This is a genomic window from Rhodococcus sp. WWJCD1, from assembly GCF_002258735.1.
Taxonomy (GTDB): Bacteria; Actinomycetota; Actinomycetes; order Mycobacteriales; family Mycobacteriaceae; genus Rhodococcoides.
The window spans coordinates 279,782-299,893 of the sequence record NZ_NOXY01000005.1 but is presented as its reverse complement, the minus strand read 5'-3'; the positions used below and the strand labels follow the sequence as shown (position 1 = coordinate 299,893).

Below are 20,112 nucleotides of genomic sequence, written 5' to 3'. Positions count from 1 at the left end.
TCGGACCCTACCTGCGTAGCGGTCAGGCCGCATTCAAGATTGTGCGGCTACCGAGAGGCGATGCCAACGTCATCTGCATGGTGGCGTAGACGGCAACCATGATGCAGGACTTGTCGGCGGCGTCGGGTCTGGTGCCGGTACGCAGCTCGACGGTGACCGTCGAGTCGGTCTCGGTCACCGTGGCGTCGGCCCCGTAGCACTCCGGAGTACCGGTCACGAAGTGCACGGCGATGGTGTTGGGGGAAACCTGGCTCCACGACTCGAACGGAGTGGTGGTGGCTCGGATCAGATCAGGAGTCGGCTCGAACATGGTGCCGACGTCGCCGACGGGAACCTCGTGTGGAACCGGAGGGGCGCTCGGCTGCTGGATGTGGCCGACGGGAGTGGTGGAACCGACCGTGGGCGTTGTGTCCTCGTCGCCACCGGAGACCGTACTGCAGCCCGCCAGCAGCAGGCACAACATGACACCTGCAGCGAGAAACCTCATACATCCAAACTAGCGCCGAGAGCTGAGGAGAACCTTTGTGTTCGGCTCACGCGAGGAACACCGTCACGAGTGCGATGACGGGGATCGACACGAGCGTGGTCACGAACGCAGTGTCACGGGCGAGTACCACTCCGCGCTGGTAGCGACTGGCGAAGACGAACACGTTCTGCGCGGTGGGCAGTGCCGAAACGACGACGATGGCGAACAGGTCGTGACCGTCCAGACCGAAGACGAACCGGGCCATCAGGTAGCCGAGCAGTGGCTGCAGCGCCATTTTGAACACCGTTGCCAGGGCGACGTCCCGTCGCGGACTGATGCCCTTCTGCAGCACGCGGGCACCGTAGAGGGACAGACCGAAGGCTAGCAAGGCACCGGGTACGGAGGCATTTCCGACCAGTTGGAACGGCTGCATCAATGCCTCGGGCAGCTCGAATCCCGTGATCGACAGAACGAGTCCCGCGGCTCCGGCCAGCACGATCGGGTTTCGGAACGGCGTTGTGACGGTCTTGAACAGCGAGACCTCGTCGATCTTGGTGGAGATGTCGAGGATGGTCACGGCGATCGGGGTGTAGATCATGATCTGGAAGAGCAGCAGGGGAGCGACGAAGTTGGCGTCGCCCAGTACGAACACGGCGATCGGGATGCCCAGGTTGGCGGCGTTGACGTACGAACTCGCCAGCGCACCTACGGTCGCGTCGGGCACGGCCCGTTTCAGCGCGAGCTTCGCTATGACGAAATAGATTGCTCCGACGAGCAGTGCCGTGGAGCCGGCGACGGCCAACACGGGCGAGAGGATGACCGACAGGTCCGAGTTCGCCAGTGTGACGAACAGCAGTGACGGTGTCGCGACGAAGAACACGAGTCGACTGAGGACGAATTGGCCGTGCTCGCCGAGCACTTTCAGGTGGGCGAGCAGGTAACCCAGTGCGATGACAACGAAGATGACGGTGAAGCCCTCGAGAACGCCGGACATCGTCGAAGTGCTCATCTCTTGCTAGGGAACGACAGAAAGGCCACGTAGCCGGATGGCTACGTGGCCTTTCTCGAAAGCTGATTCAGCGGCTGGTGAACGGCAGCAATGCCATTTCACGAGCGTTCTTCACTGCGACAGCGACCTGGCGCTGCTGCTGCGGGGTGAGCCCGGTGACCCGACGGCTGCGGATCTTGCCGCGGTCGGAAATGAACTGACGAAGAAGGTTGATGTCCTTGTAGTCCACCGTGGTGACCTTGGCGGCGTTCAACGGGTTCTTCTTCGGTCGACGACCCGCCTCTGCGCGGACCTTCTTCGACGGTGCTCTCTTGACTGCCATCTCTACCTTTTCCCTTACCAGCTCGACTTGTGGACGCCTGGCAGCTCCCCACGGTGTGCCATCTCGCGCATTTTCACGCGGGACAGCCCGAATTTCCGAAGGTAACCGCGCGGACGTCCATCCGCAGCGTCACGATTGCGCAATCGTACCGGACTCGAATCGCGTGGCAGACGCTGCAGTGCTGCTTGGGCCTGCACGCGCTCGGAATCGCTGCTCGAGGGCTTGCGAATGGTCTCCTTGAGCTCTGCGCGACGCGTTGCCCAGCGGGCGACGATGACCTTGCGCTGCTCGTTCTTCTCAATCTTCGACTTCTTTGCCATGGCTAACGCTCTTCCCGAAAATCGACGTGCTTGCGGACGACCGGGTCGTACTTCTTCATCACCAATCGGTCGGGGTCGTTGCGACGGTTCTTGCGAGTGACGTAGGTGTAGCCGGTACCGGCAGTCGATTTGAGTTTGACGATCGGCCGGACGTCGGTGCTCTTGCCCATCAGACCTTCTCCCCGCGTGCGCGGATCTTGGCGACCACGGCGTCGATGCCATCGCGGTCGATGGTCTTGATCCCCTTGGCCGAGAGCGTGAGGGTGACGCGACGGCCGAGGCTCGGCGCGTAGTACGTCTTGCGCTGAATATTGGGGTCCCACCTGCGGCTGGTGCGCACGTGGGAGTGCGACACCGACTTTCCGAAGCCGGGGGTGCGGCCGGTGACTTGGCAGTGCGCTGACATGAGCACTCCTTTTCTTGCCGTTATGACAATCGTTTTCGACAAAGCGTGTTCTCGAATGTAGCGTGCATCCACAGGTAATGACAATCGTTGTCGAGAAGAAGGGTGCTCGTGAACAACTCACTGGACGATCGAACCCCGATGGTCCTCGTCTCCGGCTGGACCGGAGCCATGGACGCAGTGGTGACGTCGCTGCTCGCGCCCGGGACCGTTGCAGTCCGCCACGATCTGAGCCGAGTCGCCGAAGGGGTGGTGCGGCGCACGCTCTACATGCTGGGCGAGAACCCTCGCGAAACCATTCTGGAACTGGCGCACGGCTGCGTCTCCTGCACGCTCCGCGAGGACCTGTTGCCGCTGCTGCGCGCACTGTCGACGCGCAGCAGTGTCGATCGCATCGTGCTCCCGATGGACCCCGCGCTCGAGCCCGAGGCGTTGTGCTGGGCCGTCGAGAACGTCGTCGTGGCGGGCATCGTCGGGCAAATCGACGGTCCGGCCTCGCGTGACGTCCGCATCGAAGCAGTGATCGACTGCCTCGACGCCGCAACCTGGTTGGCCGACGCCACCGGCGACGACGCGATGGCCGATCGAGGCGTCGTCGCCAGTGGTGACGACGATCGAACGGTCGCGCAGTTGGTCGTCGGCCAGGTCGATTACGCCGACGCCCTTGTCGTCACCGCCGGTCCCGAGGTCGACGCGTGGGAACGTGCTCGGCTTGCCGCTGTCCTCGCGCGGTTGGCACCGAACGCACCTGTTGTCTGGGTCGCCCAGGACGTAATGGTCGACGCCCCGGCGCTTCTCGCCTCTGTGCCCGCGGACGCCCGGCGCGGTGCGATCACCGATGCCCACTCGCCGCTGCTTCGGGGTCAGCCCCCGCTGACTGTCGACTGCGGCGTCGCACTTGTCGAGTTCACCGCAACCCGGCCGTTTCATCCGGAGCGATTGCACGAGGCCATCGACGTGCTGCTCGACGGCGTTGTCACTGCCCGCGGACGGGCCTGGGTTGCCACACAGCCCGACGAGGCGCTGTGGATCGAATCGGCCGGCGGCGGATTGCGGGTTGCGAGCGCCGGAAAGTGGCTCGCCGCAATGACTCCGGAGCAGCAGGATCGCATCGACACCACTCGACGGGCGATGGCGGCACTGCGGTGGGACGACGAGTTCGGCGATCGCGATACCTCGCTGGTGATCCTCGTTCACGAGGCCGATCCCACCGAGATCGACCGAACGCTCCAGTGGGCCTTGGTCTCCGACGACGAGATGACCGACCCCTCGGCGTGGTCCGGCTGGACCGATCCGTTCGGTCAGTGGCACGAAGACCCCTGCGAGAGCAGCGAATCCCCGTACGCAGAACAATCACGAGAGGCAACAGAATGAAACCAGGCATTCATCCCGACTACCACCCGGTCGTGTTTCAGGACTCGAGCACCGGAAACAAGTTCCTCACCAGATCCACCGTGACGTCCGCGCGCGAGACCGAGTGGGAGGACGGCAACACCTACCCGCTGATCGTCGTCGACGTCTCGTCCGAATCGCACCCCTTCTGGACCGGAGCCGCACGCGTGATGGATACCCAGGGACGCGTCGAGAAGTTCGAGAAGCGATACGGCCGCCGAAGCCGAAAGGACGTCTAGTCATGGCTGTTCCGAAGAGAAAGATGTCGCGCTCGAACACCCGAAGCAGGCGAGCGCAGTGGAAGGCCGTCGCCCCGGATCTGGTGACGGTGCGCGTGGGTGGCCAGGAGTTTCGAGTGCCGCGCAGACTGGTCAAGGCAGTGCAGTCCGGGGTGTACGACCCGAGTTGATCTCCGACGGGTCTATCTTGACGATCATGAACGATGGACCCAGTTCGCGAGATGTGAAGCGATGGCGGCAGTATCTCGCCGACGAGCGGGCGGAGGCCGCCGTCTATCGCGATCTGGCAGGCCGACGCACCGGCGAGGAGCGAGAGATACTGCTCGAACTCGCCGATGCGGAAGGCCGCCACGAGCAGCACTGGCGAAATCTGCTGGGTGAGCGGGTCGGCATGCCGCTGAAAGGCGACATTCGCACTCGAATCCTCGGTGTCCTGGCGCGTCGCTTCGGTTCGGTGTTCGTACTCGCGTTGGCGCAACGAGCCGAGACTCGCTCGCCGTACGCCACGGACGCCGATGCAACGGAGGCGATGACCGCCGACGAGCAGATCCACGCCGAGGTCATCAGAGCGCTCGCCGCGCGCGGTCGCAATCGGCTGTCCGGCACGTTCAGGGCCGCAGTGTTCGGTGCCAACGACGGGCTGGTGAGCAATCTCGCGCTCGTGCTCGGCATCAGCGGCTCCGGAGTGTCCAATCACATCGTTCTGGTCACCGGACTGGCCGGATTGCTCGCCGGTGCGCTGTCGATGGGTGCGGGCGAATACGTCTCCGTCCGTTCACAACGCGAGTTGCTCGAAGCGTCGTCCCCGGACAGTGCGGCGCGCGATGCCGTCCAACATCTCGACGTCGACGCCAACGAACTGGCGCTGGTGTACCGGGCCCGGGGAATGACACACGAGGAGGCCGACGCCAAAGCGTCGGAAGTGTTGCGGCTGTTGCCCACCGACGACGAGATGGCACCCGACGTCGACGAGCACGAGTCCATCGGAACAGGACTCGGAGCGGCGGGAGCCAGCTTCTGCTTCTTCGCCTCGGGAGCCGTCATCCCGGTGTTGCCGTACCTGTTCGGTCTCGAAGGCTATGTGGCCCTTGCCGTTGCCGCCGTCCTCGTCGGAATTGCGTTGATCTGCACCGGCCTGGTGGTGGGCCTGCTCAGCGGTGGCCCGCCCGTCAAACGTGCACTGCGCCAGCTGGCCATCGGCTACGGCGCGGCTGGGGCAACGTATTTGCTGGGACTCGCATTCGGTGGGGGAGTGTAGGGCCGGCGTCTTGGGCAGGCTTGCACACTATCGGGCCTCATCGACGGGATCCCGTCTGAGCATCGCACTTCCGTGCATTCGGTCCCATCCCCGACGTTGCGAGAAATTCGCTCGCGTGGATTACACATCGATCGATAGGGTTCTCATCATGTGCGCAACCGTTCTGTCTGGTGCCGCTCTCGACTCGAGAGCCGGTACGAGCCTTGTGCTGCGCGCGTATTCGCCGGAGCGATGTGCCGCTCTCTGCGGCAAACAAGCTCCGCTGGTGAATCGACCCATCGAATAGCGCCCTCTTGTGCAAGGGGGCAGGAAGGAACATCATGCCCCCGAACAAGGTGGGCTTACGTTTGCTCAATTGGGCTTCTCTGCTCGAGGACAAGACTCTCGAGCAGGCCCGTGAAACAGCGTCGATGCCGTTCGTACATCCGCACGTCGCCCTGATGCCCGACGCCCACAGCGGTATGGGAAGCGCCGTGGGGACAGTGATTCCTACGCTCGGTGCTGTTATTCCGGCCGCCGTCGGTGTCGATATCGGCTGCGGAATGATCGGCGTCCGAACGGAATTCACCCTCGACGACGTCGACGGCCGTAATCTGACAGACCTGCGACTCGCCATCGAGGCAAGCATCCCGCTGTCGCCGGGCAACTACAACGTCGGCGTCGACCGGTGGGATTTCACCGCACCGAAGCTACTCGAACTCGAGGAGTTGGCGGCCAAGGACGGTGTCGAGCTCAATCACTCACCGCAGTGGCGTGAGCAGCTCGGTTCGTTGGGCGGCGGAAATCACTACATCGAGTTGTGCCTGGACGAGACCGATCGGGTGTGGCTGTTTCTGCACAGTGGGTCGAGGGGCGTCGGTAACAAGATTGCCAAGAAGCACATCGCGATCGCGCAGCGTCTGTGTGCGCAGTGGTGGATCTCGTTGCCCAACAAGGATCTGGCGTACCTGCCCGAGAGCTCCCGTGAATTCGGGCAGTACCTCCGAGAATTGAAGTGGGCGCAGCGTTTCGCATACCTCAATCGGGCCGAGATGATGGACAGGTTCAGTGCGGTATTCGCCGAGTGGATGGGAACCGACGACCATCGAGAGGTCGAGCGGATCAATTGCCATCACAACTACACGGTGAAGGAAACGCATGCGAACAAAGACGTGTGGCTCACCCGCAAGGGCGCGGTAGACGCTCACGCGGGTGTCAAGGCGATCATTCCGGGCTCGATGGGAACTCGTTCGTACGTGGTGGTCGGTAAGGGCTCGCGGGCCGGGCTGTGCTCGGCTCCTCATGGTGCCGGTCGGCAGTTCTCGAGGACCGAGGCCAGGAAGCGGTTCACTCACGAGGATCTGCGGGAGCGGATGAAGGGGATCGAGTTTCGTGACAGCGCAGACTTCATCGACGAGATTCCGGACGCTTACAAGTCCATCGATGTCGTGATGGAGGACGCCCGAGACCTGGTGAGCATCGAGCACGAGCTGCGGCAGATCCTCAACGTCAAGGGGACCTGAATCGGCCTCCCGTCAAGCATGGAAACTCGGAGTGGGTCACGAGGTTCCCTGCACGACGGGATTGTCCTCGTTCGTCCCGTTGTGCATCGCTGTTCTCTGTCTGTTCACTTCGAGTGTTCCGTTCTGTTCAGCGTTCGAGGGGGCTGTGCGGTCACGATCGATGCATGACGCTCAATCCCGCAGGCGAGACTGTCGCAACCGGAATCCCGGGCACGCTCGCCGAGAACATGACCATGGCCGAACAGCATGATTGGCACCGGTCGTTCCTGCGTCGGCACCCGGTCAGTCGACGCAACTTCCTGGTGGGTGCCGCCGCGACGGCCGCCGCGGTAGGCGTCGGGAATTCGGTGTTCGCACGCACTGCCTACGCGCAGGATGCTCCATTGGCCGTGGCCGGCCGGCACATGGGATTCGGAAACGACCCGGCGACGCAGCTGCGGTTCTCGGCTCAGCTTTCGCGGAACCCAGGGCTTACCGGAGTGTTTCTCGATCACGGCCCCACGCCTGCACTGGGCGCGACAACGTCCGCGGAGGTGCGCAACCTGATCAGCCAGGTGCCGCAGACCGACGGTGGGATTCTCTCGGCCGAGCAGTACTACGTGCACGTGCCCGTCGACAATCTGACGCCGAAGTTGCCGCACTACTACCGCTGGCGCACCGCGGACGGGTTCGTCAGCGACATCCGCAGCGCGTCCCCGGCACTGCCGACCGGTCGTATCGCTCCGTTCCGGTTCACGATGATGGGCGATCAGGGCGTCGACGAAACACCCTCGCAGCCAGCGGGTCTGGTGGCCGGAGACTACGACGACCTGTACTACAAGGCAGACAACGAACCGTCGGTCAAGCACGCGCGCAACATCAATCGACAGATCGAGGCGTCGCGTCCTGACTTCCACATTCTCGCCGGGGATATCGCCTATGCGGATCCTTCGGGTGCAGGTCTGCCTCCCCAGTTCGCCAAGCACGGACAGACACCGCCGAAGGGGTTCGACAAGTTCAACCCCTTCGTCTGGGACGGCTACTTTCAGGCGATCGAGGCGAGTGCGTCCACCGCCCCGTGGTTGTTTGCCACCGGCAATCACGACATGGAGGCGCTGTACAGCCCCAACGGATACGGCGGTCACGCGGCGCGGCTCGATCAGCCGACCACCGGGCCCAAGGGATGCCCGTCGGCCTACTCGTTCGTCTACGGCAACACTGCCGTCCTGTCGCTCGATGCGAACGACGTGAGCTACGAGATCAAGGCCAACACCGGGTACAGCGGGGGAGCCCAGAACACCTGGGTGGAGCAGACTCTCGCGAAATACCGTGCCGATCCGAACATCGACTTCATCGTCTGCTTCTTCCATCATTGCGCGTACTCGACGACGTCCACCCACGCGAGCGACGGCGGTGTGCGCGACGCCTGGGTAGCGCTGTTCGACAAGTACGAGGTGGATGTGGTGCTCCAGGCCCACAATCACGTCTTCGAGCGCACCGACCCCATCCGTGGCAATCGCGCGACGCGGGTCGCCGGTGACAACGCGACAGTCAGTGGAAAGACGGACGGCACCGTGTATTACACCGTCGGCGGGGGCGGTCGTCCCCGATACACGTTCCAGGACGGCGAAGGCGTCAGCTATCGGGGTCACGAGCTCCCCGACACGGCAGTTCCGAACAGCTACGTGTGGGCACCGGACGGCACCAAGTCGGCCGAGTCCATCACCTGGTCTCGGGTGCGGTTCCTCAACTACTCGTTCGTCAGAGTCGATGTGGTGCCGGGTATTCCGGGGATCACGCCCAGCAAGATGATCATCGGTGCCATCGACGAATACGGCAACGAGTTCGACAGGTTGACGTTCACCCGCGACATCCCGATCGGTCCGAGGTTCGGCTCCTCCTGAGTGCCCAGGTGAGTGGAACTTCGACCCCTGCTACGAAGTTCCACTCACATGCGGCGAAGCCGCTCTACAACCACTTCTGGCGTTTGAACACCACGTACAGCGCGCTGGAACAGATCACCATGGCGATCAGTGCGAGTGGATAGCCGAACTGCCATTTCAGTTCGGGCATGTCGTCGAAGTTCATGCCGTAGATGGCGGCGATCAGCGAGGGCGCGAAAAGTATTGCACCCCAGGACGAAATGCGCTTGACCTGTTCGTTCTGTTCCAGGCTGACCTGAGTCATGTTGCGCATTTCTTCGTTCTGCTGCTGCGCCACCATGGTGGAGTGCACGGTCATCGCGTTCTGCAGATTGGACCGGAACGCCTCGATGCGGTCCGAGATGCGGATCGCGTGGTCCAGCACGTCGCGAAGATTGCGCTGCAATTCGACGTCGACGTGATACTTGTCCGAACCGCGCTTGAGCGATTCGATCATGTCGACCAAAGGCTTTGCAGCACGATCGAATTCGGATACCTCACGCAAAAGCGAATAGATTCGACGCGACACACTCGGATCGCCGGTGAACAGTTGATCCTCGATCTCGTCGATGTCGGTTTGCAACCCCTTGATGACGGGAACGTATTCGTCGACGACTTGATCGAGGATGCCGTACAGGATCGCTTCGGGCCCGAGTCCGAGCAATTCCGGGGATTCTTCGAGCCGGTGCCGCACTTTGCCGAGTTCGGGCGATTCGGCGTGGCGAATGGTGACCACAAAATCCGCGCCGAGGAAAATGTGCAATTCGCCGAATTCGACCTTTTCGGTCTCGTCGATGTACCTGGCTGGGCGCAGTACGACGAAGAGCTGCTCGGCGTACCGTTCGAGCTTCGGTCGTTGATGGGCCGCAATGGCATCCTCGACGGCCAGCCGATGAAGTCCGAACTCGTTTGCCACAGCGTTGATTTCGCTGAGTTCGGGTCGGTAGAGACCAATCCATGCCATTCCGTGGCGATCTCGCATGCACTCGAAAGTGATATCGAGGCTTTCGGGATTCGCGGTTCGCTTCCCCTCCACGTAGACGGCGTTGTCGACGATCGGCACTTCGGGTCACCTCGGTTCGAGAAACAGATGTGCCGGACGGCACTCGATCGAGACTATCGCCTGAAACAGTGAAGCGACGCAGCAGCAAGTGCATTTCGCGCACGTGCCCTAGGAGAGCGGCTGTCCGACGTCGATCCTGTTGCCGTCGAGCTAGCCGTTGCCGACGATCACCAGAATGGACGCGTTTTCGCTGACCTTGGCTCCGGCCTGGAAATTCGTTCCGATCACGGTGGCGTCGGGGCGGTCGTAGTCGGTGGTGACGTTGGTGAAGCCGGCATCCGAGAGTGCCTGCAGGGCGTCCGATTCCGAGGTCCCTGCGACAGCAGGGATCGTGGCCCGGTCCGGCGCGGCCTGGGCGATGGCACCGCCGCCGAGTGAGAGGGAACCGGCTACGGCGATTGTGGCAATGGTCTTCTTGAATCCGATACGCATGACGTGCTCCTGAGGTTGGAATCGGTGACGACTCGAATGTGCTCGTCGGTCCTGTGGTTGCGCTCGGATGTTGCTGTCAAAACCCTGTCAGTGCCGTGACATGCTGATCCGATGCTTCTCGACGTGTTGGGCCTGATCGGTATCGCGGTGTTCGCCGCGTCGGGTGCCCTGGTCGGAGTGCATCGACGACTGGACCTTTTCGGGGTCTGCGTCGTCGGAATCACGACCGGTATCGGCGGTGGGATCATTCGTGATCTGCTTCTCGGAATCCACCCTCCGACGTCGTTGGACACGTGGCCGAACATCACCGTCGGCTTCTGTGCGTCGTTGGTCGTCTTCGTGGCTCATCGACAGATGGGCAAGGTGCGACGCGGCGTTCTCGTGCTCGACGCCTTCGGGATGGGGCTGTTTGCGTCGACCGGTGCGACGATCGCGTTGGCCTCCGGCGGAAGCGCCCTGTCGGGAGCCCTCATCGGCACCACGACGGCGGTGGCCGGCGGGGTGATCCGAGACGTATTGGTCAATGAAGTGCCCCTGCTGCTGCATCGGGATCTGTACGCCCTGCCTGCGTTGCTCGGCGCGTCGGCGGTCGTGCTGGCCGATGTTCTGGCACTGCCGGAGAACGTGGGACTGGTAGTGGGAACAGTGCTTGCGACTGGGTTGCGTCTGCTTGCGCTGTGGCGGAAGTGGAACCTCCCGCTCGCACGGAACCTTCCGGTGCTCTAGGCGGAGTAGGTACCCCTCTCAGACAGATCTCAGTCGACCAGGACAAACTGTACGAATGCGGATATTGGTGGTCGACGACGATCGAGCGGTGCGTGAGTCGTTGCGCAGGTCGCTGACGTTCAACGGGTACACCGTGGACCTGGCTGTCGACGGGCTCGACGCGCTCGAGCAGGTAGCGGCGGGGCGGCCCGATGCGTTGGTACTCGACGTGATGATGCCTCGGCTCGACGGCCTCGAAGTATGCAGGCGATTGCGCAGTGTCGGCGACGACCTGCCGATTCTCGTGCTGACGGCTCGGGATTCTGTGTCCGAGCGGGTCGCCGGTCTCGATGCGGGGGCCGACGACTACCTGCCCAAGCCGTTCGCGCTCGAAGAGTTACTGGCCCGTCTGCGGGCGTTGTTACGGCGCACTGCGATGGAGGCGGGCATCGACTCGGAGACCATGACGTTCGCGGACCTGTCTCTGGACCCGGTCACCCGGGAGGTCTCGCGTGCCGAGCGCTCCATCAGCCTCACCCGAACCGAATTCTCGTTGCTCGAGATGCTGATGACCAATCCACGCCGAGTCCTCACCAGAAGTCGAATCCTCGAAGAAGTCTGGGGCTACGACTTTCCGACGTCGGGCAACGCGCTCGAGGTGTATGTCGGCTATCTGCGCCGTAAGACCGAGGCCGAGGGGGAGTCGCGGCTGATCCACACCGTTCGCGGTGTCGGATACGTCCTACGCGAAACGCCCCCGTGATGGTCGCTCCGTTCGGACGCAAGACGGCCGACGTCGGCGGAAGCTCGCCCACCGCGATGCGGCCGCCGACAGCAATGCGGCCGCCGACGCCTCTGACTCGATCGGTGTCGTTGCGCTGGCGGGTGACGCTGCTGGCCGCCTCGGTCGTGGCAATTGCGGTCGCGGTCATGGCCATTGCCGCGTACACGGTTGTGTCGCGGGCGCTGTACGGCGATGTGGACACGCAATTGCGTTCTCGTGCATCGGCTTTGGCGGAGTCGACCCTGGTTTCGTACGATCCTCGCTTCGTTGCCGGTGCCACGCTGTACAGCACCGACGTGAGTGTGGCGCTGATCTATCCGGACATGTCCAGCTACAACCCTCCCGGGCCGAAGGTCCCGATCGGCGACGCCGAACTCGCCGTGGTGCGCGGAGATCAGGAATCGTCGCTGCGCACGCTCGACGATCAGCGAGTGCTGGCCATCCGCACCGAGGACGGCAGCACCCTCGTCGTCGCGCAACGACTGCTACCCACCGGAGAAGTGCTCGATCGTCTGGCATGGGTTCTGCTCATCGTCGGTGGCTGCGGCGTGGTGTTGGCTGCCGGCGCAGGCATGGCTGTGGGCCGCACCGGTTTACGGCCGATCGCTCGATTGACAGCCGCAGCCGAACGAGTGGCGCGCACCGATGATCTGACGCCGATTCCGGTAACCGGTGACGACGAATTAGCCCGTTTGACAGAGAGTTTCAACACGATGCTCCGGGCGCTCGCCGAATCTCGGGGCAGGCAGAGCAGATTGGTCGCCGACGCAGGCCACGAACTGCGCACACCGTTGACATCGCTTCGGACCAACATGGAGTTGCTCATCGCGGCCGGTCGCCCCGGTGCGCCGTCCATTCCGGACGAGGACATGGCCGAACTGCGAACCGACGTGGTGGCGCAGATCCAGGAACTGTCCACGCTGGTAGGAGATCTGGTCGATCTGGCGCGTGAGGACGCACCGGAGACGGTGTTCGAGCGCGTCGACCTTGCCGATGCCGTCGAACGCAGCCTCGAACGAGCACGCCGACGCCGCAACGAAATCGACTTCGAGGCAACCCTGATGCCGTGGTTCGTCTACGGCGACCAAGCGGGACTGTCGCGGGCAGTGCTGAATGTGCTGGACAACGCAGCGAAGTGGAGTCCGAGCGGCGGGGAAGTACGAATCGCTATGCGGCAGATCGGTGATGGTCTGCTCGAGTTGACGGTGGACGACGCGGGCCCGGGCATCCCCGAGGAAGATCGCGAGCTGGTGTTCGAGCGCTTCTACCGCTCCACGGCGTCGCGCTCGATGCCCGGAAGTGGCCTGGGGCTTGCCATCGTGCGACAGGTGGTCGTCAAGCACGGCGGCACCATCGGGGTCGAGGTATCCGAACGCGGCGGTGCGCTCATTCGGATCGTGCTGCCGGGCGAAGGTGCCCCGGATCCCCACACACTCTCGGCAAACTGATAGCCGGATCTCAGCGCGCTCTCAGTACCGCCCTGCACAGTGAGTAGCAAGAAGGCGGGCGGACCTCGGATATCGAGGTCTCTACTGAAGGAAGCAGCAACGATGAGTGACGACCGTAACGAATCCGAACAGCCCGGACAGGGTGCCGGGTCCGAGCAGCATCCGGCGAACCGGGCTTCGGGCGGCGACGAGCAGAGCTACTCGACCCAGCAGCATCCGACACAGCAGCATCCGACTCAGCAGAATCCGGCTCAGCAGGATTCCACTCAGCAGCACCCGACGCAGCAGTTCCCGTCTCAGCAGAACGAACCCCACAACGCAGGGTCGCAACCGCCGCAGCAGGGCTACCCGCAGCAGTACGCCGGCTACGGACAGGGGGCCTACCAGCCCGGCTACGGGCCGTACGGCCAGCAGGGCCATCCCCAGGCGTCCACGCAGGCTCATGCCCAGCCGCAGCACGTTGCACCGCAGTCGAATTCGACGCACGGCGCTGTGAAGACCCGGCCCGGTCGCTCGGCGCTGGTGGCCGGAGCCATCGCTCTCGTTCTGGTCGGTGGCGGAATCGGCGGCGCGGTCGGTGCGATTGCGACCAACAACGCCAACGGCAACGGTGGCGCAGTCAGCAATTCGTTGAACTCGACTGTCACAGCCGCGCAACCTGCCGCGAACTTCCCTGACGGCTCCGTTCAGGCCGTCGCGAACAAGGTGCTCCCGAGTGTGGTGCAGATTCAGGTCAAGGGTTCGCAGGAAGAGGGTGAGGGCTCGGGCGTCATCCTCAGCAGCGACGGCTTGATCCTCACCAACAACCACGTTGCGACGGGCGCAGGCGCCAACGGCAAACTCACCGTTGCATTCTCGGACGGCTCGGTGGCCGACGCCACGATCGTCGGTGCCGACTCGGTGTCGGACATGGCCGTCATCAAGGCCGAGGGCAAATCCAATCTGACACCCATCGAACTCGGTTCGTCGTCGAATCTCGAAGTGGGACAGCAGGTTGTCGCGATCGGTTCACCCCTCGGATTGGCGGGCACCGTCACCACCGGCATCGTGTCGTCACTCAACCGGCCGGTGTCGACTTCCGGTGAGTCCGGCAATCAGAACTCTGTGATCGACGCCATCCAGACCGACGCTGCGATCAACCCGGGCAACTCCGGCGGCGCGCTCGTCAACACCGATGGCCAGCTGATCGGTATCAACACCGCAATCGCCACACTCGGCGGAAGCGAGGGATCCGGTACGCAGAGCGGCTCGATCGGGCTCGGGTTCGCAATCCCGGTGGATCAGGCGAAGCGCATCGCCGACGAGCTGACCACCACAGGCAAGGCGACCCAGGCCATGATCGGGGTTCAGGTGCCGTCGAAGGACGATGCCAACGGCGCGACCGTCGTCGAGGCCACCGAGGGGGGTCCGGCGGCGTCAGCAGGAATTCCGAAGGGCGCGGTCATCACCAAGCTGGACGATCGCATCATCTCGAGCGGTGACGCGTTGATCGCGGCGGTCCGCTCGCACGCCCCCGGAGACTCCGTCACCGTCACCTACACGGACGGTGGTAGCGAGAAGACGGCGAAGGTGACGCTCGGAACGGCGGATCCGGCCGCGGCCCAGCAGCAGCCTCAGACCCAGCAGCAGGAACAGCAGTTGCCCTTCCAGATCCCGTCCTTCCCGGGCGGTCGCTGATGTTGCGGGAAGCGGGCAGGCACGGGACGGTTGCAACGATTTATGCACAGCGTGAGCCGGGTGGAGGCCTTACTACTACGGTGAGCGGTATGGAACTCGACGCACCACTGGCAGGGCGCGCGTTGGTCGTCATCGTGGATGACCGGACTGCGCACAGCACCGAGAAGGATTCGACGGGACCTCTCGTCACCGAACTGTTGACCGAGGCAGGGTTTCTCGTCGACGGCGTTGTCGCAGTGACTGCCGACGAAGTAGACGTGCGAAATGCCCTCAACACAGCGGTGATCGGTGGAGTCGATCTGGTGGTGTCGATCGGCGGCACGGGCGTCTCGCCGCGCGACGTGACCCCCGATGTCACCGCCGAGGTGCTCGATCGTGAGATTCCGGGTATCAGCGAGGCGCTGCGTTCGTCGGGTCTGGCAGCAGGCTCGCTGGACGCGGGCCTGTCGAGAGGCTTGGTCGGGGTGTCCGGCAGCACCCTGGTGGTCAACCTGGCGTCGTCGCGGGCAGCTATTCGCGACGGCATGGCCACGCTGACGCCGCTGGCGAGCCAGGTCATAGCCGAGCTGTCGGGGCTGGACGCGTAGCGACGCCGATGAACGAGCCGAACGACGATCGATCGGCCGAAGACCAAGCGAGCCGGGCCCGAGCAGAACGGGCCCGGCTCGCTCGCATCTTCGGCGAAGTACTCCCCGAGACGACTGGAGACGAGCGAAACGACGGCCCGGATGCGCAGTCGAGCGATTCGCAGTCGGACGAATGGTTGAAGCAGCAGCGACCACCTCATTACTTTTGATGTGATCCACGACACATTTTCTTGGCTGGAATGACAGGTCTGTTAGTTACTCGTTTACCTACCGTTAGCGAGCTACCCATTGGTAGCTTCGGACGACAAGGCTCAAAACGGGCGTAGCGGACGCTGGGCAGACCGGACTATTCGGCCGATCGGGACATGACGATGTCGGAGTATTCCCACATCAGGGTGTGTTTACGTGAATGAGGCGGATGTAACAGTTCGACGCCTTCGAGAGATGCTGTGACTTGGGTTATCGCTAACACTGCTGTGAAAGTTGTTCACGCCGTCGAAACACATCACGAGTCGGCAACGTTTGGCGGCCGATCGTAGGGATTGTCACGGTCAGGCATCTCCTCTAATGTTCCCCTCAGCTTCCAAGGATCAGGGCGTGGGACCAACCGGTGCCGCGCCCTTCATCTCGGAACTGTTGAACGAGGATGTGGCCTTCACGGCTCCATCCGGCTCGGGCTCGCACACACCGTTGCGTGCGATCTAGTTCGAGGGTGAAAGCCACAAGCTTCCCCGTGCGACACCGCGCTGGGACTGAACATGATGAGGAATAAATGACGGAGATCCAGAAGTCGCGGCGCAGCCGGGGACTCAAGTCCATGAGCGTCGCAGTTGCTGCCAGCGCTTCGGTAGTCGGCCTGGTGCTCGGTACCGGAACCGCTTCCGCCGCTGTCGACAGCTCCAACTCGATCGTCGACGGCGACGGCAACACCGTCACGGTGACGCTGTCCGACACCTTCATCAACGGTGTTGCTCCGCTCGACGGCAACCCGCTCACCCGCGAGTGGTTCGCCAACGGTAGGGCCAGCTGGGATGTCCAGGGCCCCACGGCCGACGACTTCGAGGGCACCCTCAAGATCGGCTACCAGATCGGCTACCCGCTGAGCCTCAACGGTGGCGTCGAGGTCTCTTGGTCCTCGCCTTCGGCAGAGTTCAACCTCGGCTCGGGTAACGAGTCCTCGGTTACGGGGAACATCCCGCTCGTTGGGCCGACCGACCCGGTTACCGGAGAGCTTCTGGCCGGACCGACTGTCGATCTCGGCGGCAAGGGCACCTCCACCAGCGGCCTCGACGTCGGCGTTCAGTTGATCCCGCAGGCCACCGGCACCATCGCACTGACCAACGGCCCCGGCGTCGTCCAGTCCGAGAGCGCATATGCACTCAAGAACGAAGAGGCCGACATCACCTCTTCCGAGGGTGACGCAGCAGGCACCAGCGGATCCATCCAGGTCGCGAACCTGCACGGCACCGCCACCGGCATCCTGGGCAACGTCACCATCCGTCCGTACGTTTCGCTGACCAGCGCAACGGGCGACACGGCCATCACCTACGGCGTCCCGGTTCGCCTCAACTGATTTCCGAATCGGTTGTAGCTCGGTGACGTAACGTCACCTGCTGAAATTCGAGACAAGTTCAGGCCCGTACGGATCACTCCGTACGGGCCTGAACTATGTTCTGCACAGAAGTAGTTCGACGTATACAGAGAGGCACTGAACCGAAGATGCACTCGAAAGCCCGTTTCACAGTCGTCGCCGCGGGAGCGATCCTTGCTCTCGGCCTCGCCGCCGGTTGTAGCAGCGACGAGCCAGCGGCCTCCGGCGAGAACACCGACGTCTGCAACACCTTCGCCACCGACCACAACGCCTTCGTGGGACTGGTTGCAGCGGGACCAGGATCAGCAGAGAACATCGACAAGTGGACTGCAGACAAGCAGGCCGCAGTCGACAAGCTGAAAGCGTTGCCCGGCACCGCATCAGGCGATGTCGCGAGCTCGCTGACGACCTTCAGCGATGGACTGCCGGCGGACACACTCGAACTCTCGACCACCGACAGCGAATCCGGTAAGGCCTTCGTCGACAACGGTGCAGCAGTGAAGTCTGCATGCGAGACGGACGGCACGACGATCACCCTCGACGCGCTTCCGCTGTCTACCTTCACCAACTGAGTTTCGCCGGCCGCGTCTCGACGCACCGCTGAGTGAATGAATGCGCCATTCACGTTGTCAAACAACGTGAATGGCGCACAATCTTGCAGACCCTCAGGTGTCAGATAGTAGCCCTACGGCGCGTTCGTCATCAGTACTCCTCAAATTTCAGCGCAGTAAGAATTGAGCCACTGAGCAGGAACAATCCGCCGATCATGACAAACCACAATCCCCATCCAACTGCAGGGTTCGCTTCAGCGCTCAGCACTTCAAACGTGACTTCTCCGACGCTGACGATGTCGTAAGCCGCGATCACAACGACGACTAGTGCAAGTAGAGGGAGTATGTAGCGGTCTCCAAGCAGGGCAGCCCCATCTCGGGCGACGAGGATGAATGACAACACGGAGGCGATTGCGCCAAGCACAAGGGTGATGGTGCCATCGCCTTCTGTGCCGCCTTTGCTGAACGTGAGAACCGTCGCCCAAGGCGCGAGACTTCCCACTGCAATGGCGAGGCTGGACGCGAGGCAGATGAAAGACCAGAGCCTTATCTGTCCAATTTGGTCTGTTGGGTCGTTCTCTGTCATCTAGGGAAGCCTTCCTTCTGATAATCAGTTTCGGAATTTGAAAATTGACGGCGGCACGATCGCAAGTTTGGACACTGCTATCACGGACAGGAAGGGGAGCTCGAAGCCTGCTTAACCCCGCCAACGAATGAATGTGCCAGTCACGCACTCAGAGTGCGTGACTGGCACATTCATTCGATAAGGGGCCCACCAAGCGCGGGCGAGAGTGAGATGTCAGTCCTTCGAGTGCTTCCCGAGGTCGGGGGAGGAGGAATCGATTGCTTCTCCGCTACCGCCGGTGGTGTCGGCGGCCGTCGAAAGTTTCTGTCCCGCTGCGGTTCCGCCCGCGAGGATGTCGCGAATCTGCACCAGCACGTCGACGTCGCTCAGTTCCTTCTCCGGCTGGCTGACGAAGCGCTTCTTCGCGGTGTTCACCGGCAGGATCAGCACGAAGTAGACAACCGCCGCGATGATGATGAAGTTGATGATCGCTGTGATGACCGCGCCGACATTGACGAACGATTCCGGGGACGACGTGATGTTGAAGCCGAACCCGTATTCGTTGCTGCCACCGAGGGCGGCGACGAGGGGGTTGATGATGTTGGTGGTGAATGCGGTGACGATGGCCGTGAATGCCGCACCGACGACGACCGCGACTGCGAGATCCACGACGTTGCCGCGCAGCAAAAAGTCCTTGAAGCCCTTGAGCATGAGCCCTTCTCCCAACGTTCGGTTTGTTCTGTCTCGAGAAACGTTAGTGCAGCGTGACGGTGAGCGCGCTGACCAACGACGCGGCGGCCACCGTCGTCGCATCGTCGGTCGGTAACGCGAGCAGCACCACGCGATCTCGCTGTCTGCTGCCCCCGGCGTCGGCGGAGACGAGGACGACCACGGCGCCCGACGCCAGCACTCGGGCGGCGGGGACGGCGTTCGGGTCTTCCTGTACCTCGACGGTCAACACGTCGACCTGATCACCTTCACGCAACAGGTCGCTCACTCCGGCGTCCGCGAGATGCACCGGTACGACGCGTGCCTCGGTGCCCAGTGCCGTCGTGGCGGTCCGAGATCCGAGTAGGCGTACGTCGGTGAGCAATTCGCCCGCTCGTACCGGCCCGGTGAGCGTCTGGCCGTCCACCGCACCCGTATCGATCAGTGCGCCCTCGGGAACACTGGCTGAATCCCAGTCGCTGACGACCACATCGGCCGGCGCCAGAACCGTCCCGGGTGTCAGATCGCGTCCTGCGGTGATCACTTCGACTCGGTCGTCGCCGGCGGCGTCGTCGACGAACAAGACTGCTGCAAGTGCCACCAATGCGCCTGCCGCCACCCGCCGGAACTTCGGGGAGCCGACCCACGCCGGCCGCAGGGTGATGCGATCGAGCAGAGTCGAGTCGAGTCGGTTCTTACGAGCGGTCATGCTGGAACGCTATCGCCGACGAGGGCACTTCGAACGCCGAAAAGGCCGGGCTGTGGATAACGGCCCGGCCTGTGGATGAAGCGGAAATCTACTGGCTTGCAGCAGCTTTCGTGGTGGACGACGAAGACGAGGAGCTCGACGACGACGAATCGGAAGATTTCTTTTCGGCCGGCTTGGAGTCGGACTTGGACTCGGACTTCGAATCCGACTTCGCGGCGGCGGCATCGGACTTCTTCTCGCCTGCGCCCTCGCTCGAGGTGCTCGAGCCACCGCGACTGTCGGTGCGGTAGAAGCCGCTGCCCTTGAAGACGATGCCGACGGAATTGAACAGCTTTCGAAGCTTGCCGGAGCATGCCGGGCACACCGTCAACGTGTCGTCGGTGAAGGACTGGACGATGTCGAAGCGGTTGTCGCACTCGGTGCATGCGTATGAGTAAGTGGGCATCGTGATTCCTCCGCGCTGGTCACCGAGGAGATTGG

Annotated in this window: 25 protein-coding genes; 13 read left to right on the top strand and 12 right to left on the bottom strand. The window is 63.0% G+C overall.

Annotated features, from left to right (window positions below; translation table 11 throughout):
- Positions 1-22: 22 nt before the first annotated feature.
- The 6 genes from CH286_RS03210 to rpmB all read right to left on the bottom strand — a co-directional run bounded on the left by CH286_RS03210 (position 23) and on the right by rpmB (position 2,523).
- Positions 23-487 carry a hypothetical protein gene (locus tag CH286_RS03210; protein ID WP_037155123.1) on the bottom strand — a complete coding sequence of 155 codons (465 nt, stop codon included), beginning with the start codon at positions 485-487 and terminating at the stop codon, positions 23-25.
- Between the two features lie 46 nt (positions 488-533).
- Positions 534-1,460: an AEC family transporter gene (locus CH286_RS03205; protein WP_032404322.1), complete on the bottom strand. Its 927-nt coding sequence runs from the start codon at positions 1,458-1,460 to the stop codon at positions 534-536.
- An 82-nt stretch (positions 1,461-1,542) separates the two neighbouring features.
- Complete coding sequence (gene rpsR / locus CH286_RS03200) at positions 1,543-1,797, bottom strand: 30S ribosomal protein S18 (RefSeq protein ID WP_008719028.1); 255 nt, start codon at positions 1,795-1,797, stop codon at positions 1,543-1,545.
- 14 nt (positions 1,798-1,811) lie between these two features.
- Positions 1,812-2,117, bottom strand: a complete 306-nt coding sequence (gene rpsN, locus CH286_RS03195) for a 30S ribosomal protein S14 (protein ID WP_032404321.1) — start codon at positions 2,115-2,117, stop codon at positions 1,812-1,814.
- Between the two features lie 2 nt (positions 2,118-2,119).
- Complete coding sequence (rpmG, locus tag CH286_RS03190) at positions 2,120-2,290, bottom strand: 50S ribosomal protein L33 (RefSeq protein WP_170944568.1); 171 nt, start codon at positions 2,288-2,290, stop codon at positions 2,120-2,122.
- A complete protein-coding gene (rpmB, locus tag CH286_RS03185; protein WP_094608391.1) occupies positions 2,287-2,523 on the bottom strand; it encodes a 50S ribosomal protein L28 in 237 nt (78 codons plus the stop codon). Before rpmB ends, rpmG begins: the two co-directional genes overlap by 4 nt.
- Positions 2,524-2,643: 120 nt before the next feature.
- On the opposite strand from rpmB, the gene mrf reads away from it, so the two are divergent.
- The 6 genes from mrf to CH286_RS03155 all read left to right on the top strand — a co-directional run bounded on the left by mrf (position 2,644) and on the right by CH286_RS03155 (position 8,794).
- Positions 2,644-3,894: a ribosome hibernation factor-recruiting GTPase MRF gene (gene mrf / locus CH286_RS03180; protein WP_094608390.1), complete on the top strand. Its 1,251-nt coding sequence runs from the start codon at positions 2,644-2,646 to the stop codon at positions 3,892-3,894.
- Positions 3,891-4,151 carry a type B 50S ribosomal protein L31 gene (locus CH286_RS03175; protein ID WP_094608307.1) on the top strand — a complete coding sequence of 87 codons (261 nt, stop codon included), beginning with the start codon at positions 3,891-3,893 and terminating at the stop codon, positions 4,149-4,151. The genes mrf and CH286_RS03175 overlap by 4 nt, the downstream gene beginning before the upstream one ends.
- A gap of 2 nt (positions 4,152-4,153) precedes the next feature.
- Positions 4,154-4,321 (top strand): 50S ribosomal protein L32, encoded by a 168-nt coding sequence (rpmF, locus tag CH286_RS03170; protein ID WP_032404318.1) that lies wholly within the window; start codon positions 4,154-4,156, stop codon positions 4,319-4,321.
- Positions 4,322-4,347: 26 nt separating this feature from the next.
- The gene (locus tag CH286_RS03165) at positions 4,348-5,409 is read left to right on the top strand and encodes a VIT1/CCC1 transporter family protein (protein ID WP_032404317.1); all 1,062 of its coding nucleotides are present in this window, start codon (positions 4,348-4,350) and stop codon (positions 5,407-5,409) included.
- Positions 5,410-5,729: 320 nt separating this feature from the next.
- Positions 5,730-6,911, top strand: a complete 1,182-nt coding sequence (locus CH286_RS03160) for an RtcB family protein (protein ID WP_094608389.1) — start codon at positions 5,730-5,732, stop codon at positions 6,909-6,911.
- A 164-nt stretch (positions 6,912-7,075) separates the two neighbouring features.
- Complete coding sequence (locus CH286_RS03155; protein ID WP_094608306.1) at positions 7,076-8,794, top strand: metallophosphoesterase family protein; 1,719 nt, start codon at positions 7,076-7,078, stop codon at positions 8,792-8,794.
- A gap of 64 nt (positions 8,795-8,858) precedes the next feature.
- On the opposite strand, the gene corA is transcribed toward CH286_RS03155, so the two are convergent.
- Together corA and CH286_RS03145 are read right to left on the bottom strand one after the other, a co-directional pair.
- Complete coding sequence (corA, locus tag CH286_RS03150; RefSeq protein WP_094608305.1) at positions 8,859-9,875, bottom strand: magnesium/cobalt transporter CorA; 1,017 nt, start codon at positions 9,873-9,875, stop codon at positions 8,859-8,861.
- A 150-nt stretch (positions 9,876-10,025) separates the two neighbouring features.
- Positions 10,026-10,307 carry a PASTA domain-containing protein gene (locus tag CH286_RS03145; RefSeq protein WP_094608304.1) on the bottom strand — a complete coding sequence of 94 codons (282 nt, stop codon included), beginning with the start codon at positions 10,305-10,307 and terminating at the stop codon, positions 10,026-10,028.
- 111 nt (positions 10,308-10,418) lie between these two features.
- Between CH286_RS03145 and CH286_RS03140 the strand changes: the two genes are divergently transcribed.
- From CH286_RS03140 to CH286_RS03105, 7 genes are all read left to right on the top strand, one after another.
- A complete protein-coding gene (locus CH286_RS03140; protein ID WP_032404313.1) occupies positions 10,419-11,033 on the top strand; it encodes a trimeric intracellular cation channel family protein in 615 nt (204 codons plus the stop codon).
- 55 nt (positions 11,034-11,088) lie between these two features.
- Complete coding sequence (locus CH286_RS03135; protein ID WP_032377306.1) at positions 11,089-11,775, top strand: response regulator transcription factor; 687 nt, start codon at positions 11,089-11,091, stop codon at positions 11,773-11,775.
- A complete protein-coding gene (locus CH286_RS03130; protein ID WP_032404311.1) occupies positions 11,775-13,244 on the top strand; it encodes a HAMP domain-containing sensor histidine kinase in 1,470 nt (489 codons plus the stop codon). Before CH286_RS03135 ends, CH286_RS03130 begins: the two co-directional genes overlap by 1 nt.
- A gap of 102 nt (positions 13,245-13,346) precedes the next feature.
- Entirely contained in the window at positions 13,347-14,921 is a 1,575-nt protein-coding gene (locus CH286_RS03125) for a S1C family serine protease (RefSeq protein WP_094608303.1), read from the top strand.
- Between the two features lie 89 nt (positions 14,922-15,010).
- Entirely contained in the window at positions 15,011-15,508 is a 498-nt protein-coding gene (locus CH286_RS03120) for a MogA/MoaB family molybdenum cofactor biosynthesis protein (RefSeq protein WP_032377304.1), read from the top strand.
- Between the two features lie 772 nt (positions 15,509-16,280).
- Positions 16,281-17,081: an MspA family porin gene (locus tag CH286_RS03110; protein ID WP_094608301.1), complete on the top strand. Its 801-nt coding sequence runs from the start codon at positions 16,281-16,283 to the stop codon at positions 17,079-17,081.
- 146 nt (positions 17,082-17,227) lie between these two features.
- On the top strand, positions 17,228-17,671 hold the full coding sequence (locus tag CH286_RS03105) for a hypothetical protein (RefSeq protein WP_094608300.1): 444 nt from the start codon (positions 17,228-17,230) through the stop codon (positions 17,669-17,671).
- A gap of 130 nt (positions 17,672-17,801) precedes the next feature.
- Here CH286_RS03105 and CH286_RS03100 read toward each other — a convergent pair whose 3' ends face one another.
- From CH286_RS03100 to CH286_RS03085, 4 genes are all read right to left on the bottom strand, one after another.
- The gene (locus CH286_RS03100) at positions 17,802-18,236 is read right to left on the bottom strand and encodes a hypothetical protein (protein WP_094608299.1); all 435 of its coding nucleotides are present in this window, start codon (positions 18,234-18,236) and stop codon (positions 17,802-17,804) included.
- 213 nt (positions 18,237-18,449) lie between these two features.
- Positions 18,450-18,926 carry a large conductance mechanosensitive channel protein MscL gene (gene mscL / locus CH286_RS03095; protein WP_094608298.1) on the bottom strand — a complete coding sequence of 159 codons (477 nt, stop codon included), beginning with the start codon at positions 18,924-18,926 and terminating at the stop codon, positions 18,450-18,452.
- Between the two features lie 43 nt (positions 18,927-18,969).
- Positions 18,970-19,632 (bottom strand): SAF domain-containing protein, encoded by a 663-nt coding sequence (locus CH286_RS03090; RefSeq protein ID WP_094608297.1) that lies wholly within the window; start codon positions 19,630-19,632, stop codon positions 18,970-18,972.
- A gap of 88 nt (positions 19,633-19,720) precedes the next feature.
- The gene (locus tag CH286_RS03085) at positions 19,721-20,077 is read right to left on the bottom strand and encodes an FmdB family zinc ribbon protein (RefSeq protein ID WP_032377299.1); all 357 of its coding nucleotides are present in this window, start codon (positions 20,075-20,077) and stop codon (positions 19,721-19,723) included.
- Positions 20,078-20,112: the final 35 nt, after the last annotated feature.

Coding starts and splice junctions, on each gene's coding strand:
- CH286_RS03210 (WP_037155123.1), bottom strand. CDS start 487: ATGAGGTTTCTCGCTGCAGGTGTCATGTTGTGCCTGCTGCTGGCGGGC.
- CH286_RS03205 (WP_032404322.1), bottom strand. CDS start 1,460: ATGTCCGGCGTTCTCGAGGGCTTCACCGTCATCTTCGTTGTCATCGCA.
- rpsR (WP_008719028.1), bottom strand. CDS start 1,797: ATGGCAGTCAAGAGAGCACCGTCGAAGAAGGTCCGCGCAGAGGCGGGT.
- rpsN (WP_032404321.1), bottom strand. CDS start 2,117: ATGGCAAAGAAGTCGAAGATTGAGAAGAACGAGCAGCGCAAGGTCATC.
- rpmB (WP_094608391.1), bottom strand. CDS start 2,523: ATGTCAGCGCACTGCCAAGTCACCGGCCGCACCCCCGGCTTCGGAAAG.
- CH286_RS03175 (WP_094608307.1), top strand. CDS start 3,891: ATGAAACCAGGCATTCATCCCGACTACCACCCGGTCGTGTTTCAGGAC.
- rpmF (WP_032404318.1), top strand. CDS start 4,154: ATGGCTGTTCCGAAGAGAAAGATGTCGCGCTCGAACACCCGAAGCAGG.
- CH286_RS03165 (WP_032404317.1), top strand. CDS start 4,348: ATGAACGATGGACCCAGTTCGCGAGATGTGAAGCGATGGCGGCAGTAT.
- CH286_RS03160 (WP_094608389.1), top strand. CDS start 5,730: ATGCCCCCGAACAAGGTGGGCTTACGTTTGCTCAATTGGGCTTCTCTG.
- CH286_RS03155 (WP_094608306.1), top strand. CDS start 7,076: ATGACGCTCAATCCCGCAGGCGAGACTGTCGCAACCGGAATCCCGGGC.
- CH286_RS03145 (WP_094608304.1), bottom strand. CDS start 10,307: ATGCGTATCGGATTCAAGAAGACCATTGCCACAATCGCCGTAGCCGGT.
- CH286_RS03140 (WP_032404313.1), top strand. CDS start 10,419: ATGCTTCTCGACGTGTTGGGCCTGATCGGTATCGCGGTGTTCGCCGCG.
- CH286_RS03135 (WP_032377306.1), top strand. CDS start 11,089: ATGCGGATATTGGTGGTCGACGACGATCGAGCGGTGCGTGAGTCGTTG.
- CH286_RS03130 (WP_032404311.1), top strand. CDS start 11,775: ATGGTCGCTCCGTTCGGACGCAAGACGGCCGACGTCGGCGGAAGCTCG.
- CH286_RS03125 (WP_094608303.1), top strand. CDS start 13,347: ATGAGTGACGACCGTAACGAATCCGAACAGCCCGGACAGGGTGCCGGG.
- CH286_RS03120 (WP_032377304.1), top strand. CDS start 15,011: ATGGAACTCGACGCACCACTGGCAGGGCGCGCGTTGGTCGTCATCGTG.
- CH286_RS03110 (WP_094608301.1), top strand. CDS start 16,281: ATGACGGAGATCCAGAAGTCGCGGCGCAGCCGGGGACTCAAGTCCATG.
- CH286_RS03105 (WP_094608300.1), top strand. CDS start 17,228: ATGCACTCGAAAGCCCGTTTCACAGTCGTCGCCGCGGGAGCGATCCTT.
- CH286_RS03100 (WP_094608299.1), bottom strand. CDS start 18,236: ATGACAGAGAACGACCCAACAGACCAAATTGGACAGATAAGGCTCTGG.
- mscL (WP_094608298.1), bottom strand. CDS start 18,926: ATGCTCAAGGGCTTCAAGGACTTTTTGCTGCGCGGCAACGTCGTGGAT.
- CH286_RS03090 (WP_094608297.1), bottom strand. CDS start 19,632: ATGACCGCTCGTAAGAACCGACTCGACTCGACTCTGCTCGATCGCATC.
- CH286_RS03085 (WP_032377299.1), bottom strand. CDS start 20,077: ATGCCCACTTACTCATACGCATGCACCGAGTGCGACAACCGCTTCGAC.